Genomic DNA, 15,633 nt, shown 5'->3' with positions numbered 1-15,633 from the left:
TACTTCAATGGCATATTTTGTGAGGAAAGTGAAAAATGAATTCGACAGTAAATTATATAAAAGAATGGCAGCAGGCGCTTCAACTTGAGATCCTGCATTTGAAAAAGTATGGCAGCACAAAATACCTGGTTTCAAACGGCCATCTGCTTACAAGTGATGGTTCTTTCAATTATTATTTTGAAACAGGTTCATCGGTAAAAATCCCTGTCGGTTCCCTGGTTCGACTGGAATGGGGAGGGATTAAACAGGATGGAAGAATCCTCTCATCAGAGGGGAAAAGTATAATCATTGTATTTGATCGTTCGTTAGGCGATATGATCGGTGAAGCCTTTTTATATCATGATCCCTGGGAATTACTGGAACAATTGATTGGCCGCTTGGATGAAATCAAGAGAAGTAAAAGGAAAAGACTTCGGATCAAACGCCTGATGGATCCGTCCATGCCCCAAAAACATCCTTTAAATGAAAAACAAAGCAGTGTGAAAGAATTATATGCGCGCTCGAAGTTCAATCCTGTCACTTTTGTTTGGGGACCCCCTGGTACAGGAAAAACCTATACTTTGGCTCGTACAGTAGCCAATCATTATTTTCAAGATAAAAAAGTTCTGGTTTTGTCCCATAGCAACCAGGCTGTCGATGTTTTGATGGCAGAAATTTCGTCATTCATTAAAAAGAAAGATCGTTTCAATGAAGGCGATGTGCTTCGCTATGGATCTCAAATCGGTGAATCACTTGCCATCCATGATGATATTGTGACAGGGCAATTATTAGGTAAACATGAACCGACATTAGTTAAAGAAAAAGAAGAGCTTGGCGAAGAGAAACGTCTATTAAAGTATGACTTGGCTGGGTCCTTCAGTAAAAGGGATACAGATCAATTAATTGATATAGAAAAAAAGCTGGCCAAAGTCTTGGAGAAAATCCGCCAAAAAGAGATTCAAATCGTAAAAGAAGCAAAAGTAATCGGGACTACCTTGGCTAAAGCCGCAAATGATGAAACGGTTTATCAAAAAGAGTATGATCTGGTTATTTTGGACGAAGCGAGTATGGCTTACGTACCTCAGGTAGCTTTTGCTGCAGCGTTAGCCAAGCATATTATCGTTTGTGGTGATTTCAAACAATTGCCACCTATAGCTTCGGCTCGTGATTCCCTCGTGAAACTTTGGCTGAAGGAAGACATATTTCATAGGTCCGGTGTCGCCCAGTCTGTTGAAGAAGGAGAACTTCATCCTCATTTATTCCTATTAAAGGAACAGCGCCGCATGCATCCGGATATTTCAGCATTCACTAATCGTGTCGTCTATAACAATTTTGTTGGCGATCATAAAAGTGTTGCGACTAGCAGGGAGGGCATAATGCAGTCCGAACCCTTTGCCAATAAGGCAGCAGCACTTCTCGATACTAGCTTAGCAGGGGAATATTGCATCACTGAACGGACATCCCACTCGAGAATGAATTTATGGCAATTGCTTTTATCTTTTCAACTGATTCATGAAGCTTATGTTGGCGGATCAAGATCCATTGGTTATGTTGCCCCTTACCGTGCTCAGGCAGACTTGATGGAAAAACTATTGGATGACTTATATGAGAAAGAACGGCAAACGGCGGATATTATCGCTGCAACTGTACATCGTTTCCAGGGAAGTGAACGTGAGATGATGATCTTTGACACTGTTGATAGTTATCCGCAAAACAGGGCTGGAATGTTATTGACAGGGAGAGAAAGTGAAAGGCTCATTAACGTGGCCATAACAAGGACTAAGGGTAAGTTCGTACATGTATGCGACACTTCATTTGTTAACAAACACGTTTACCGCAGCAAAACACTTCGTCAGCTTGTCGATCATCAAACTCAAAATGATCAGATTGTATCAAAGAAAGACATTGGAAAATGGGTTAAACACCAGCACCCGAGATTGCAATGGATGCATGCACGTAAATTGGGGGACTTTCAGAAGGATATTGAATCGACAAAACAAGAGATGGTTATCGCTGTTCCGGATTTGAACAGTTTGTCTGAAGAATGGCAGCATTATTTAATGAAACGAAACCCTGCAGTGAAATTGACAATCATTTCAGCAAAAAGAAACCCTGATATCAGCTCTGATCATTTTATTTATTCACCTGTTTCCTTTTCCTTTATCATCTTTGATAAAAGAGTTGTCTGGCTAGGTTTGCCCGTAGAGTCCAATAATCGGGTCCAGCCCCCATTTATAGCGGCTCGTTTGGATTCGCAAATAATGGCAGATGAATTACTATCTCAATTCAAAAAAAGTGAATAGCTTCGGGAAGGCCCTTAAAAAGGGCTTTTCTTCATTTGCATTTATCCCAAAAAAAACCTCGTTAGAATAAGTGAGGAGATGACTCCTTAAGTCACTTGCGCAATTTATATATTAAACCAAACACCTCGCTAGAATATATTATTCACTTCTACTCTCCAATTTAGTTATAACTCCTTATAATTTCCGTTAAAGGCTGCAAACTAAAATAACAAAGCAAGCGTTTCATGCGACTTTCGACTAGTTATGATTTACCATTAAGTTACGAAAGCCAAGAAAGGCGGTAACAAAATGAAACTGAGCATTTTGGATCAATCCCCAATTGCATCCGGACAGTCAGCACAAGAAGCATTGCAGGCATCACTACAACTAGCACAAGAAGGGGATAGACTTGGTTATAGCAGAATCTGGTTAACTGAACATCATGATCTGCCGGGATTGGCCTGTTCCGTTCCAGAGGTTTTGATAAGCTACATTGGTGCACAAACAAAAAATATCCGGATTGGATCAGGGGCAGTGCTGCTTCCGCATTATAAGCCATATAGGATAGCAGAGACTTATAATATGCTAGCCACACTTTTTCCAGGACGGATTGATATGGGACTGGGGCGTGCTCCCGGTGGATCTGCCGAAGCAACGATGGCATTATCCGATAATTTTCTTCAAAATGTTTACAAAATGCCAGAACTCGTTCAAGAACTTTTGTATTTTCTAAGAGATGAATTTCCGAAAGAACATCCTTTTACAAATGTCTCTGCTGCACCTATCCCAATGGTACCGCCTGAACCATGGATATTGGGAACAAGCGGGAAAAGTGCAAAACTTGCCGCTGAGAATGGCACTGCATACGCGTTTGGTGAATTCATGAGTGAAAGTGATGGCGTACAGAGTTTTCACCAGTACCGTGAGGACTTTCAAACAAAAGGGCTACTTAAAGCACCTAAAACGATCGTTACGGTTTCGGCCATATGTGCTGAAACGGAGGAACGTGCGAAAGAAATCGCTCTTAGCAACATTCTATGGAAAATTCAAAGTGGACAAGGGGAAAGAAAGCAGGTTCCAAGTATAGAAGAGGTAATGAATCATGTTTGGACTGAAAAAGAAAAAGCACTGATGGAAACCATGAATAAAAAACTGATTTTTGGTACGCCTTCACAAGTGAAGTATCGGCTTTTTGAGATTCAGGAGAAATATCAAGCAGATGAAATCATGCTGATGACCATCACTCATAAGTTGGAGGATCGGCTTAATTCGTTTCGTTTGATTGCCAGGGAAATTCTTAACAGCTAATCCCTTCGAGCATTTTATGTGCATTTTGTGTGCATTTTCTATATGATGGCTTTGCGTCCAATTAATCATAATTGAAAGAAAGAAGATGAAGATATGAATGCTGATCAACATGCAAAAAAACTTAGCGACATTTCTTTTTCCGTACTGGATCTGGCTTCTATCGTTGAGGGTGGTACAGTTTCGGGAGCTTTTAAAAATACAGTAGAATTAGCTAAACATGCGGAGCAATGGAATTACAACCGTTTCTGGGTTGCAGAACACCATAGCATGCCTGGGATTGCAAGCTCTGCAACGTCCGTGCTTATAGGCTATGTTGCAGGTAGGACGGAAAGAATTCGTGTGGGTTCTGGAGGCATAATGCTACCGAATCATGCACCGCTCGTTATCGCAGAACAATTTGGAACATTGGAAGCAATGTATCCTGGTAGAATAGATTTAGGACTGGGGCGTGCTCCGGGAAGCGACCAATTTACAGCCATGGCACTCCGGGGTGATGTGCGTAATAACGGCCAGGATTTTCCTGAACAATTGGCACAGCTCCGTAGCTATTTAGATGCGGATTCTAAACATAATCGTGTTCGCGCCATCCCTGGTGAAGGACAGGATATTCCGATTTGGCTGCTTGGTTCAAGCGGCTTCAGTGCAGCATTATCAGCACAACTGGGATTGCCATTTTCATTTGCAAGTCATTTTTCCCCTGAAAATACTCAACCAGCATTAGCTCGTTACCGCAATAATTTCCAACCATCCGACGTTCTCGATAAACCTTATGTCATGGTTGGTATCAATGTATTTGCAGCTGATACTACGGAAGAAGCGCAAAGGATTGCTACATCTTATCAACAGCAGTTCTTGAATTTGATACGGAACACGCCTGGTCAACTTGCTCCTCCAGTTGATACGATGGAAGGCCTTTGGACAGAATATGAAAAGGCCATTGTCATGAAACAGCTGAACGCTTCCATTATAGGAAATCCAAACGAGGTTAAAGAGCAGTTGCAGGCATTTTTAAATGAAACACAGGCGGATGAAATGATTATAAACTCTGCCATTTATGATCAGGATGCACGCCTTCGTTCTTATGAAATCATTGCAGAAGTTACTGGAATGAAATAAGTGTCAAGGAATGAGCTTGCAGATTACGTGTCTGCAAGCTTTTTTATAAAATACATACCGATTGTCTTCATAAACAAAGTCAGGAGAGAAGAATGAAACGAGAAGATCCTATATCCTTAATATTTCACTTCACAGATAAACAAGGTGACAGCCGGCCCCTTTATTTTACGAACCCGAAAAAAGTGTTCACCGCCCATTCAATTGGGGATGTCCTTCCCCAATTCCAAAAAGTACAGGAAGCGATTCAACAGGGGCATTACGCGGCGGGATATGTTTCCTATGAAGCTGCACCTGCTTTTGAAAAATCTTTTAAAGTAAAAGATGGTGCCAAAATGCCATTATTATGGTTCGGGATTTTTGATAAACCGGAAGAAGAATTACCTGAAAAAATGACCGGGGCTTTTAATTTAGCTGACTGGCAATCAGAAACGGATTCAAATACCTATCATTCTGGGTTTCAAAGAATAAAATCCGAAATCGAGAAAGGCAATACGTATCAAGTCAATTATACGATGCGTTTGCAATCCCAGTTCGAAGGAGATGACTTCGCTTTCTTTGATCGCTTGAAGAGAGCCCAACGCTCGAACTATAGTGCTTATTTGAATGTGGGGACACATCGAATCCTATCGGCTTCACCCGAGTTGTTTTTCCGTTGGGAAGATGGTCAGCTGATTACTCGCCCCATGAAAGGAACGGTAAAACGGGGAACGACACTGAAAATGGATCAGCTCAATGCAGACTGGTTAGCAGCCTCGGAAAAGAATCAAGCTGAAAATTACATGATTGTGGATTTGCTCAGAAATGATTTGGGAATGATTGCAGAACCTGGAAGTGTCAAGGTTCCACAGCTTAAGGCAATTGAAAAATATCCGACCGTTTGGCAAATGACATCCACGATTACAGCCGATACGAATCCCGAAACAACAATCATTGATATATTCAAGGCCCTTTTTCCATGTGGATCGATAACAGGTGCACCTAAAATAAAAACGATGGAAATCATCGCTGATATCGAGAATTCACCACGTGAAGTTTATTGCGGTGCAATCGGGTTTATCACCCCTGAATCCGAAGCGGTTTTTAATGTGCCGATTCGTACAGTCGTGATCGATAAGGCAACAGGGAAAGCTGAGTATGGGGTAGGAGGGGGAATCACTTGGGATTCCGAGTTAACGGAAGAATATGACGAGGCCTTTTTAAAAGCCAAATTATTGACGGTGGAAAGGCCTGCTTACAAACTTTTGGAATCGATGAAACTCAAAGATGGCGAATACTATTTGTTGAATGATCATATCGATCGGATGAAACAATCTGCTGATTACTTCGATTACCGATTCTCTGAATCGTATTTAAGAGATCGGCTCCAAAAGTATGCGGAATTAAACCATGGGACGTTGCAAAAGGTAAGGGTACTACTTAATGAAAATGGTGAAATTGAAGTCTCCGGACAAGCAATCAAGCCCCTTGATTCAGAATTTAAGGCTATCTTGGCTGAAGCTCCCATATCAAGTGCAAATCCATTTCTATTTCATAAGACCACCAATCGTGATGTATATGAAGGCTTTCAGATTAATAATCCCGACTTCCAGGATGTACTGCTTTGGAATGAAGAAGGATTCATCACCGAATTCACGAACGGAAATGTAGTGGTGAAGATAAATGGTGACCTCTATACCCCTCCTGTGGACTCAGGTCTCCTTGCTGGAACATACCGTCAAGACTTGATCAGGAAGAAGGAAATCAAAGAAAAACCCATTTCAAAGGATGACCTGAATAACGCTGAGGAAATTTGGTTCATTAATAGCGTGCGAGGGAAATTAAAAGTCAATTTAACTTTCTAAGCTGATTATTCGTAAAAAGTGAAATCTTTATTGCGGTTTATGGAATGCTTGAGAGTGATGAATACAAGGAGCTATTTTAAAAAAATATTTGATTGCTGACGATTCAACCGGCAATTTAGGAATGAATATTGAAATGACATTCGGCAGGTGGGTCGCAAATTTCTCTTTCATCACAAATAAAAGTCTTGTATTAAAACCATGAAAGGGAATAGGGTTGAGACAATTCAGAAGCCCATTTAGTACGACAAACAAAAAAGAAGTTCACGACAGTGAACTTCTTTTTTGTTTATAAACCCCATGAGGTCAATAAAAGGTGAATGGCCTTTTCCAATTCGGATTCCGGGATCCCAGCAAAGCCTAATATGATTTTTGGAGGGTTTTCATCAATTTTTTCAATAGAATATGTCGATAGTCCATAAATTTTAATATGATTTTCGTTTGCCTTTTGAATAAGTGTCTCTTCATCCATGCCGTTCTTAACGATGAGGACGATATGCAATCCTGACCGTTCACCAATGATCTTTATTTGTTTATGTGGTTTAAACAGATCGATCACTTTATCCAACTTGCGACGGTAAACTTTCCTCATTCGATTCAAATGCTTTTCGAAATCCCCTTCCTTCATGAACTGTGTCAACACATGCTGATCAATCCGAGAAACGGTGGAATGGTAAAAAGATAATTCCTGTTGATGCATTTGTAACAACGGAGCGGGAAGAACCATATAACTGATCCGAATCGATGGCATCAATGATTTGGAAAACGACCCTAAATAAATTACCTTATCACCAGCATCCATACTTTGTAAGGATGGAATTGTTTTTCCACTATAACGAAATTCACTATCATAATCGTCTTCGATAATATAGCGGTTTGTTGCCCCTTGGGACCAGTTCAACAATCGCGTCCGCCTGTTAACGGATAGGATCGTCCCATTGGGGAAGTGATGTGAGGGAGTGACATACACGACGTCGATCTTTGAATCTTCAATTTGGTTCACCTTTACGCCTTCTTCATCAATTTGCAAGGGATGGACTTCATTTGGGTAGCTGCGTAAAATACGGTGAATCAAATGATACCCAGGATCTTCAACACCATAGATGGCATTTTTATCGAATAGAAGGACAAGCTGCTGCAATAAAATTTCCATTCCTGCACCAATGATGATCTGTTCGGGAACACATTGTACACCACGTGCATGATACAAATAATGGGCAATTTCACATCTTAATTCATACTCCCCTTGCGAATCCCCCAATAGAAGAAGATCTTGATGTGATTCATCGATTTTGCTTTTCGTGTATTTCCTCCATTTTTCAAATGGAAAGTGTTCCGTGTCAATTTGGCTGGGATGAAAATGATACAGCAATTCTCCTTCTTTATGATTGTTTTTTTCCAAGGATACTTGGTTAGTTTGTGTATACTCTAAATCCTCGAATGTTTGAATATAGTACCCTTTTCTTGGTATGACTTCAACGTATCCTTCAGCAGTCAATTGTTCATATGCAGTCTCTACAGTATTTTGACTTATTTGAAGGAACTCTGCCAATTTCCGTTTGGAAGGCAACTTTGTGCCGTAAAGTAGACGGCCATCAATGATTTCTTTTTTAATATGTGAATATAATTGTTCGTACAAAGGTATTTCACTTAACCGATTTAAATCACAAGAAAGCATATTCATTTTGTTTCCACCTTTTATAAAAAATTTAACGTTGAACCCATTAATTTTATTAAAACTGACACTTTCAATACGGTCAACTATTTTTTATACTAAATCTAACAAATCTAAAAAATGCAAATATTAGGGGGAAGAGAAATGGAAAAATTATTAGGAACTGACACAGTAAAAAGAGGAATGGCACAAATGCAAAAGGGTGGCGTAATTATGGACGTCATTAACGCTGAACAAGCAAAAATCGCAGAAGCATCCGGTGCTGTAGCTGTCATGGCATTGGAAAGGGTTCCTTCCGACATCCGTGCGGCTGGCGGGGTAGCTAGAATGGCAGATCCGCGAATTGTCGAGGAAGTAATGAATGCAGTGTCCATCCCAGTCATGGCTAAAGCAAGGATTGGCCATATTGTTGAATCAAGGGTCCTTGAATCCATGGGTGTGGATTATATCGATGAAAGTGAAGTGCTGACTCCTGCTGATGAAGAATACCATATTCTAAAAAGTGATTTCACCGTACCATTCGTTTGTGGATGCCGTGATTTAGGCGAAGCTGCACGCCGTATTGGTGAAGGAGCATCCATGCTTCGTACAAAAGGAGAACCAGGTACTGGTAATATTGTGGAAGCTGTGCGTCATATGAGAAAGGTACAGTCACAAATTCGTAAAGTGAGCATCATGAGTGATGATGAATTAATGACAGAGGCAAAAAATATTGGGGCCCCTTATGAAATTTTAAGAGAAATCAAACGCACAGGTAAATTGCCTGTAGTTAACTTTGCGGCTGGCGGAATTGCCACTCCAGCAGACGCAGCACTGATGATGGAATTGGGAGCAGATGGCGTTTTCGTTGGTTCTGGTATTTTTAAATCTGAAAATCCAGAAAAATTCGCATCGGCAATCGTTCAAGCTACTACATATTTCACCGATTATGAATTGATTGGCCGGTTATCAAAAGAGTTGGGCAGTGCAATGAAAGGAATTGATATTTCCAAACTAGCTCCGGCAGAACGGATGCAGGAACGTGGATGGTAATATGATAACTATCGGTGTTTTGGGATTACAGGGAGCAGTTGAAGAACACTTGAACCAAATCAAAGCTGCCGGCGAACAAGCAATCATAGTAAAAAAACCTGAACAGTTGCTGGAAATCGATGGTTTGATCATTCCAGGCGGAGAAAGCACTACGATGCGGAAGCTAATGGATCGTTATGGATTTATGGAACCGATCAAAACTTTCTTCGAAGATAAAAAACCTATTTTGGGTACATGTGCAGGAATGGTATTGACGGCCAATGAATTGACTGGCGATGAGAAGGCCTATCTTGGACTGATGGACATTTCCGTGAAAAGGAACGGATTTGGACGTCAACGGGATAGTTTCGAGGCTGAGCTTTCAATCAAAGGAATGGAAGACCCTTATAAGGCAGTATTCATCCGGGCGCCATTTGCTGATGGAATTGGAGAAGGTGTAGAAGTATTGGCTGTTTATGAAGAGAATGTAGTGGCTGCAAGACAAGACCATGTCCTTGTCAGTGCGTTTCATCCAGAATTAACAGGTGATGATCGTTTTCTGCAACTTTTCATTGAAATGGTGAAGACATCCATAAGTAAGGCCGAATTAAAAACCTGCTAAACAAATGAAGCTGTCCTATTAATAGGACAGCTTCACTTTTGAATGCTCATAACACTATAAAATACATATTGCTTGAATTCAATATTCTTTACTTTTATAATGAAAAAGTAAGTGATTACTTACATACTTTTTTAGTGTTGAGAGGAGAATGGAAATGACAGCAAGAGTTGCAGTTATTACAGGAGGAGCAAGCGGAATTGGAAGAGCAACATGCTATAAATTCGCAGCAAAAGGAGACAAGGTCGTCGTTGCGGATTTTAATGAAGAAATGGGACAGGAAACTGTTGAACAGATAAAAGCGGATGGTGGAGAGGCCATCTTTGTTAAAACGGATGTTTCTAAGCAGGAAGATGTTGAAGTGTTAATCAATAAAGCAGTGCAAACATACGGAAGGATAGATATCATGTTTAATAATGCCGGCATTGGTGCAGGCGGTATGATCCTAGATCAAGATATGGAGGGTTACTTCAAAACGATTGGAGTGAACCAGCACGGGGTTGCCTTTGGAATCATGGCAGCAGGACGGAAAATGAAGGAGCTAGGTAACAAGGGAGTCATTATAAATACCGCTTCCGTGTTTGGCTACTTAGCTTCCCATGGGACTTTTGCCTATCAGGCAACTAAAGGCGCTGTAAGAATGATGACACAGACAGCAGCTTTGGAATTGGGTGCTTATGGCATACGCGTAGTGGGCATTGCGCCAGGCGGGGTTGACACTCCTATCATACAAGGCTATAAAGATATGGGAATCATCGATAAATTGAATGCAAGTCAAATGCGCGGTAAATTACTTAAGCCAGAAGCCGTTGCGAATGCCGTCTATCTATTATCGTTAGAGGAAGCGGATGCTATTAATGGAAGTGTAGTCATGGTCGATGATGGCTATGCATCTTTTAAGTGATTTTCTGAAAAGAAAACATCGTCCCAATCAGACGATGTTTTCTATTTATGATATATGGGAATATTGAATTCTAATAGATCAAAGGTAATATGTTGACCGATTGATACCATCGAGATATCATGGAAAATAGATTGGTGAAGCCGGTCTTATCTTTATAAAAGAAGGTTGATATTTTTGAAAAAAGGGCAGCAAACCAAAGAACGAATCATAAATGTAGCCCGGACTCTTTTTGCCACTAAAGGTTTTGACATGACAAGAACGAATGAAATTGCCTCTGCATGCAATGTTTCCGAAGCTACTATTTACAAATACTTTGACAGTAAAAAAGATTTGCTTTTGGCTACAATCACACCTAATGAAAAAGAGGAATCCGAAGATGGTGCCAGCCATCTATCTACTGATGAACTAGTGGAGAATCATGTTTGCACCATGATAAAAAAAATTCTTGAAAATAAAGAACAGTTTTCGATATTATTTAGGGAAACACAATTCGATCAAGATATTTCAAAGCAATATATAGATCAGATTTTCAAGCCAAATGCCAAGCATATTGAAATACAAAAGAGAATAGATAGCGGAGAGATACAATATATCTCTGACATTATTCTATTTAATGTAGGGATCATTTCTTTTACATTGGCATTATCTACACATTATGAGATCCATCAACAAAAAAAGGAGCCGTATTTCAATTCTGAACGAATTAAGAGCATTGCTCAACTTTTGGTATATGGAATTCATGGTAAACAAAATCATACATAATGAAACGGTCATATTGAAGGGCATGTGCATCACGCCGCAAATATGACCGTTTTATTTTCATTCAGGGTCGATGTAGTCAACTTGTGATTTCATTAAACCAGAGTGTAAGATTTGACTTATATTTTTCAGACTATTACGATAAATACATGCTGCACGAAATGCTTTACGAAGATTTTATCTGGAAATCATGTAACAATGGAGGGGTATTAGATGAGCGATATCGTAATTTTATCAGGAAGTCCGGCTATTCCATCAAGAACGGACATTTCACTAAAACATATTCAATCTTTAGTCGAAAAAGAAGGATTTACCACAGCTTATTTCTCAATTACGGATTTCTCAGCAGATGATTTATTCCAAGGGAAATATAATAGTGAAGATATCTTAAAGCTTTCAGAGAGAATTCAAGCAGCTAGGGGAATCATTATTGGTTCACCGGTTTATAAGGCTTCTTATACAGGTGTATTGAAAGCTTTGATTGATTTGCTGCCAGAAGGTGCATTTAAGGGTAAGCCAGTGCTGCCAATCATGATTGGAGGAAGTAACAGGCATCTGTTGGCGATTGATTATGCGCTTAAACCATTAATTTCAATATTAAAAGGCGAGCCGCTGCAGGGCATTTATTTTGTTGATAAGGAAATAGATAAACAGAATTCAGAAAACCCGATCAATGATTCGCATTTAATTGATCGCGTCCAGAGTCAAGTTCAAGAATTTATAGAAGCGATACAGTTAAGAAATTAATGACTTCAAGTAGGAAACCGGAATTCGAGAAATTATTTTTTTAAGTAGTAACAGGCGTCAATAATAGGGTTATCAATGAAAATAGACTCATTTTTTTGGAGACTTTATCTAAAAAGACGAGTCTATTTTCGTATTTAAATGAACATAAAATCATAAATTGAATAGTGTGTATAAAAATAACAGTTCATCCATAATATTAAACCAAGTTATTTTATAAGAAAACTCCATTGACAAGGATTAAATATATGTTAATATTTAAAATAATAAAACTTATCCAGAGCGACGGAGGGAATTGGCCCTTTGAAGTCCAGCAACCTGCATGATGGATGCAAGGTGCTACCTCCAACAAAATGTTGATCATTTTGGAAGATAAGGTAATGGTATTTACCTTGGGATCTTTCCATCATGGAAAGATTTTTGTTTTTGGAAAAATTGCAGGCAAACCATAACAATGTTAGGTTGTATGGAATTATATAAAACTAAGAAATTCATTTAATCAGCGTTGAAAATAAAATATTCGCGGATTTTCTTAAAGGAGGAACTGGTTTGGATAAAGAGAATCAGCTTGAAGAAATATTTGAACGACTTCAAGAAATGCTTAATTCAATGAAATATGGATCCATTACACTTATTGTCCAGGATGGTAAAATCATTCAAATGGAAAGAAATGAAAAATTAAGAATTAAATAAGGTATCTGCTGACTAGAAAAACTAGAGGCGGGTTTAACTGATATAAAGAGAGTATTGGTTAGGCTCGTCTCTTTTTCCTAGAATCAAATGAGCTGGGGAGATTAAAACGGGTATTGATCAACAGTTACAACCTGGTACAGCAAGTTTTTAGAGGGGGCTACAAAGTTGGCTGGATTAATAAACTATGAAAATTTCAATACAGGGGAATTCCCTGTATTTCCTGAAGACAGTGACACAAAAGGTGCTTTGGAAGTTCTGCAATGGGCGAATGAACATTATGGAAACAAACTGATTTATGCTTGCAGTTTTGGTATTGAAGGCATCGTGCTTACGGATTTATTGGCGAAGGTCAACCCTTCGGCAAAAATTGTTTTCCTTGATACAGATGTTCATTTTGAGGAGACTTACCAATTGATCGAGCAAGTGAAAAAGCGCTATCCAAAGCTTTTGATCGAAATGAAGAAACCTGCTTTGACGCTTGAGGAACAAGCGGCGGAATATGGGGATGAATTATGGCTTAGTGATTCTAATAAGTGCTGTAACATCCGTAAAATCATTCCGCTAACCGATGTGCTTTCAACGGCAACAGCCTGGCTTTCGGGACTGCGGAGGGAGCAATCAGAAACAAGGGCTTTAACCGAGTATATCAATAAGGATAATAAGTTCAAGTCAGTTAAAATATGTCCACTCATACATTGGACATGGAAAGATATTTGGCGCTACGCCCACAAAAACGGACTTCCATATAATATCCTGCATGATAATGGATATCCGAGCATTGGATGTAAAACGTGTACAGCGCCTGCATTCAATGCAGATGATTTACGCTCAGGCCGTTGGCAAGGAGCCCAAAAAACGGAATGCGGATTGCATTTATCTTAAATAAATAGAAACCATAGGGGGAAATTAGCATGACAATCAGTTTACCGCACGGAGGAACATTAATCGATCTTTGGGAACCAAAATATGATTTTAGTAAAATAACAAAGTCAATCGAAATCGATGAAATTGCTTTAAGTGATCTTGAATTGATAGGCACTGGTGCCTACAGCCCGATAAAAGGATTCTTTACGAAAAGTGACTATGAGGCAGTGGTCAAGGATATGAGGCTTAGCAGCGGGCATGTATGGAGCATCCCGATTACACTGCCTTTGACCGAAGAAACTGCAGAAACCCTTACTATAGGTGAAGAAGTAAAATTGACTCATGAAGGTGAAACATACGGAGTGATCTCCGTTTCCGATATTTACACTCCTGATAAGCAATTGGAAGCGACATTAGTATATCAAACGGATGATGAGAAGCATCCCGGAGTGAAAAATGTATATAACCGCGGTGATGTATATGTCGGTGGGGAAATAAAGTTGATTAAGAGAATAGAGCGTCCGCAATTTCAAGCTAATTATCTGGACCCTGTCGAGACAAGGAAAGCTTTTGCTGAAAAAGGATGGGAAACGGTTGTCGGTTTCCAAACGAGGAACCCTGTTCACCGTGCACATGAATACATTCAAAAGACAGCATTGGAGATTGTCGACGGCTTATTCTTAAATCCTCTTGTTGGTGCCACTAAATCCGATGACATTCCGGCAGATGTAAGAATGGAAAGTTATAAAGTGCTGCTTGAGAAATATTATCCCAAGAATCGCGTCTCCCTTGCAGTTTTCCCTGCTGCCATGCGTTATGCAGGACCTAGGGAAGCCATTTTCCATGCAATGGTCCGTAAAAATTATGGTTGCACCCATTTTATCGTCGGACGTGATCATGCGGGTGTCGGCGATTATTATGGCACATATGATGCCCAAAAAATCTTTGGGAATTTTAACGCCGATGAGTTAGGGATCACATTATTATTCTTTGAACATAGTTTTTACTGTAAAGCATGCGGCAATATGGCTTCGGCTAAAACTTGCCCGCACGGCAAGGAAGATCATGTCATCCTGTCTGGAACGAAGGTAAGGGAAATGTTGCGCAATGGAGAAATTCCTCCAGCTACCTTTAGCCGTAAAGAGGTCATCGAGGTGTTGATCGAAGGGCTAAAAAAGAATGAAGTTTATAACTGATAGGACATAAATTGAATGATCACATGAAGAGGGGGATTATTATATGAGTAAAAGTACGAATGTCACTTGGCATGAAACGTCATTGACCAAGGAGCTCCGCCGGAAGCAAAACGGACATGAAAGCACAGTTCTATGGTTTACAGGACTCTCGGGTTCCGGAAAATCAACGATTGCAAACGCGGTTGCAAAAGAATTATATAGTCGGAATATTCGAAGTTATGTTTTGGATGGTGATAATATTCGCCACGGTTTAAATAAAGATTTAGGTTTCTCTGAAGAGGATCGAACCGAGAATATTAGGCGGATCGGTGAGGTTTCCAAATTATTCGTGGATAGTGGGCAGTTCGTATTGACTGCCTTCATATCTCCATTCAGGGCAGATCGGCAGATTGTACGTGATTTACTCGAAGAAGGGGAGTTTATTGAAGTATACATAAAGTGTCCGATCGAAGAGTGTGAAGTGCGTGATCCAAAAGGTCTATATGACAAGGCGCGTAAAGGAATCATTAAAGATTTTACCGGAATCGACTCTCCATACGAAGAACCAGAACAACCGGAAATCATTTTAGAATCCGACCAATACAGCATTGAAGAGTGCGTTGAACAGGTAATCGGCTATTTGACAGCAAAGAAAGCGATCTAATC

General features: G+C 39.9%; 14 protein-coding genes and 1 riboswitch. Of the genes, 13 read left to right on the top strand and 1 reads right to left on the bottom strand.

Annotated elements, in window-relative coordinates:
* The first annotated feature begins 35 nt into the window (after positions 1-35).
* The 4 genes from BW986_RS18650 to pabB all read left to right on the top strand — a co-directional run bounded on the left by BW986_RS18650 (position 36) and on the right by pabB (position 6,526).
* The gene (locus BW986_RS18650; protein ID WP_076369538.1) at positions 36-2,282 is read left to right on the top strand and encodes an AAA domain-containing protein; all 2,247 of its coding nucleotides are present in this window, start codon (positions 36-38) and stop codon (positions 2,280-2,282) included.
* A 288-nt stretch (positions 2,283-2,570) separates the two neighbouring features.
* Positions 2,571-3,569, top strand: coding sequence for an LLM class flavin-dependent oxidoreductase (locus BW986_RS18645; RefSeq protein ID WP_076369536.1), 999 nt, complete (start codon positions 2,571-2,573; stop codon positions 3,567-3,569).
* 93 nt (positions 3,570-3,662) lie between these two features.
* Positions 3,663-4,685 carry an LLM class flavin-dependent oxidoreductase gene (locus BW986_RS18640; protein ID WP_076369534.1) on the top strand — a complete coding sequence of 341 codons (1,023 nt, stop codon included), beginning with the start codon at positions 3,663-3,665 and terminating at the stop codon, positions 4,683-4,685.
* Positions 4,686-4,777: 92 nt separating this feature from the next.
* On the top strand, positions 4,778-6,526 hold the full coding sequence (gene pabB / locus BW986_RS18635) for an aminodeoxychorismate synthase component I (RefSeq protein ID WP_076369532.1): 1,749 nt from the start codon (positions 4,778-4,780) through the stop codon (positions 6,524-6,526).
* A 286-nt stretch (positions 6,527-6,812) separates the two neighbouring features.
* Here pabB and pdxR read toward each other — a convergent pair whose 3' ends face one another.
* The gene (gene pdxR / locus BW986_RS18630) at positions 6,813-8,207 is read right to left on the bottom strand and encodes a MocR-like pyridoxine biosynthesis transcription factor PdxR (protein WP_076369530.1); all 1,395 of its coding nucleotides are present in this window, start codon (positions 8,205-8,207) and stop codon (positions 6,813-6,815) included.
* Between the two features lie 135 nt (positions 8,208-8,342).
* Here pdxR and pdxS point away from each other — a divergent pair, with 135 nt between their 5' ends.
* The 9 genes from pdxS to cysC all read left to right on the top strand — a co-directional run bounded on the left by pdxS (position 8,343) and on the right by cysC (position 15,631).
* Positions 8,343-9,230: a pyridoxal 5'-phosphate synthase lyase subunit PdxS gene (gene pdxS / locus BW986_RS18625; RefSeq protein WP_076369529.1), complete on the top strand. Its 888-nt coding sequence runs from the start codon at positions 8,343-8,345 to the stop codon at positions 9,228-9,230.
* A gap of 1 nt (position 9,231) precedes the next feature.
* Positions 9,232-9,831, top strand: coding sequence for a pyridoxal 5'-phosphate synthase glutaminase subunit PdxT (gene pdxT, locus BW986_RS18620; RefSeq protein ID WP_076369527.1), 600 nt, complete (start codon positions 9,232-9,234; stop codon positions 9,829-9,831).
* Between the two features lie 154 nt (positions 9,832-9,985).
* Positions 9,986-10,732, top strand: a complete 747-nt coding sequence (locus BW986_RS18615) for an SDR family NAD(P)-dependent oxidoreductase (protein WP_179086112.1) — start codon at positions 9,986-9,988, stop codon at positions 10,730-10,732.
* A gap of 174 nt (positions 10,733-10,906) precedes the next feature.
* Positions 10,907-11,494 (top strand): TetR/AcrR family transcriptional regulator, encoded by a 588-nt coding sequence (locus BW986_RS18610; RefSeq protein ID WP_076369523.1) that lies wholly within the window; start codon positions 10,907-10,909, stop codon positions 11,492-11,494.
* Between the two features lie 210 nt (positions 11,495-11,704).
* Positions 11,705-12,238 (top strand): NADPH-dependent FMN reductase, encoded by a 534-nt coding sequence (gene ssuE / locus BW986_RS18605; RefSeq protein WP_076369521.1) that lies wholly within the window; start codon positions 11,705-11,707, stop codon positions 12,236-12,238.
* Positions 12,239-12,505: 267 nt separating this feature from the next.
* A riboswitch (SAM riboswitch) is annotated at positions 12,506-12,614 on the top strand.
* A 170-nt stretch (positions 12,615-12,784) separates the two neighbouring features.
* Entirely contained in the window at positions 12,785-12,928 is a 144-nt protein-coding gene (locus tag BW986_RS18600; RefSeq protein WP_072273036.1) for a YezD family protein, read from the top strand.
* Positions 12,929-13,105: 177 nt separating this feature from the next.
* Entirely contained in the window at positions 13,106-13,810 is a 705-nt protein-coding gene (locus tag BW986_RS18595) for a phosphoadenylyl-sulfate reductase (protein WP_076369928.1), read from the top strand.
* Between the two features lie 29 nt (positions 13,811-13,839).
* Positions 13,840-14,988: a sulfate adenylyltransferase gene (gene sat, locus BW986_RS18590; RefSeq protein WP_076369519.1), complete on the top strand. Its 1,149-nt coding sequence runs from the start codon at positions 13,840-13,842 to the stop codon at positions 14,986-14,988.
* 43 nt (positions 14,989-15,031) lie between these two features.
* A complete protein-coding gene (cysC, locus tag BW986_RS18585; RefSeq protein WP_076369517.1) occupies positions 15,032-15,631 on the top strand; it encodes an adenylyl-sulfate kinase in 600 nt (199 codons plus the stop codon).
* The last annotated feature ends 2 nt before the right edge of the window (positions 15,632-15,633 follow it).

The organism is Peribacillus simplex (assembly GCF_900156045.1).
GTDB lineage: Bacteria > Bacillota > Bacilli > Bacillales > DSM-1321 > Peribacillus > Peribacillus simplex_D.
This window is presented reverse-complemented; position numbering and strand designations above follow the sequence as displayed.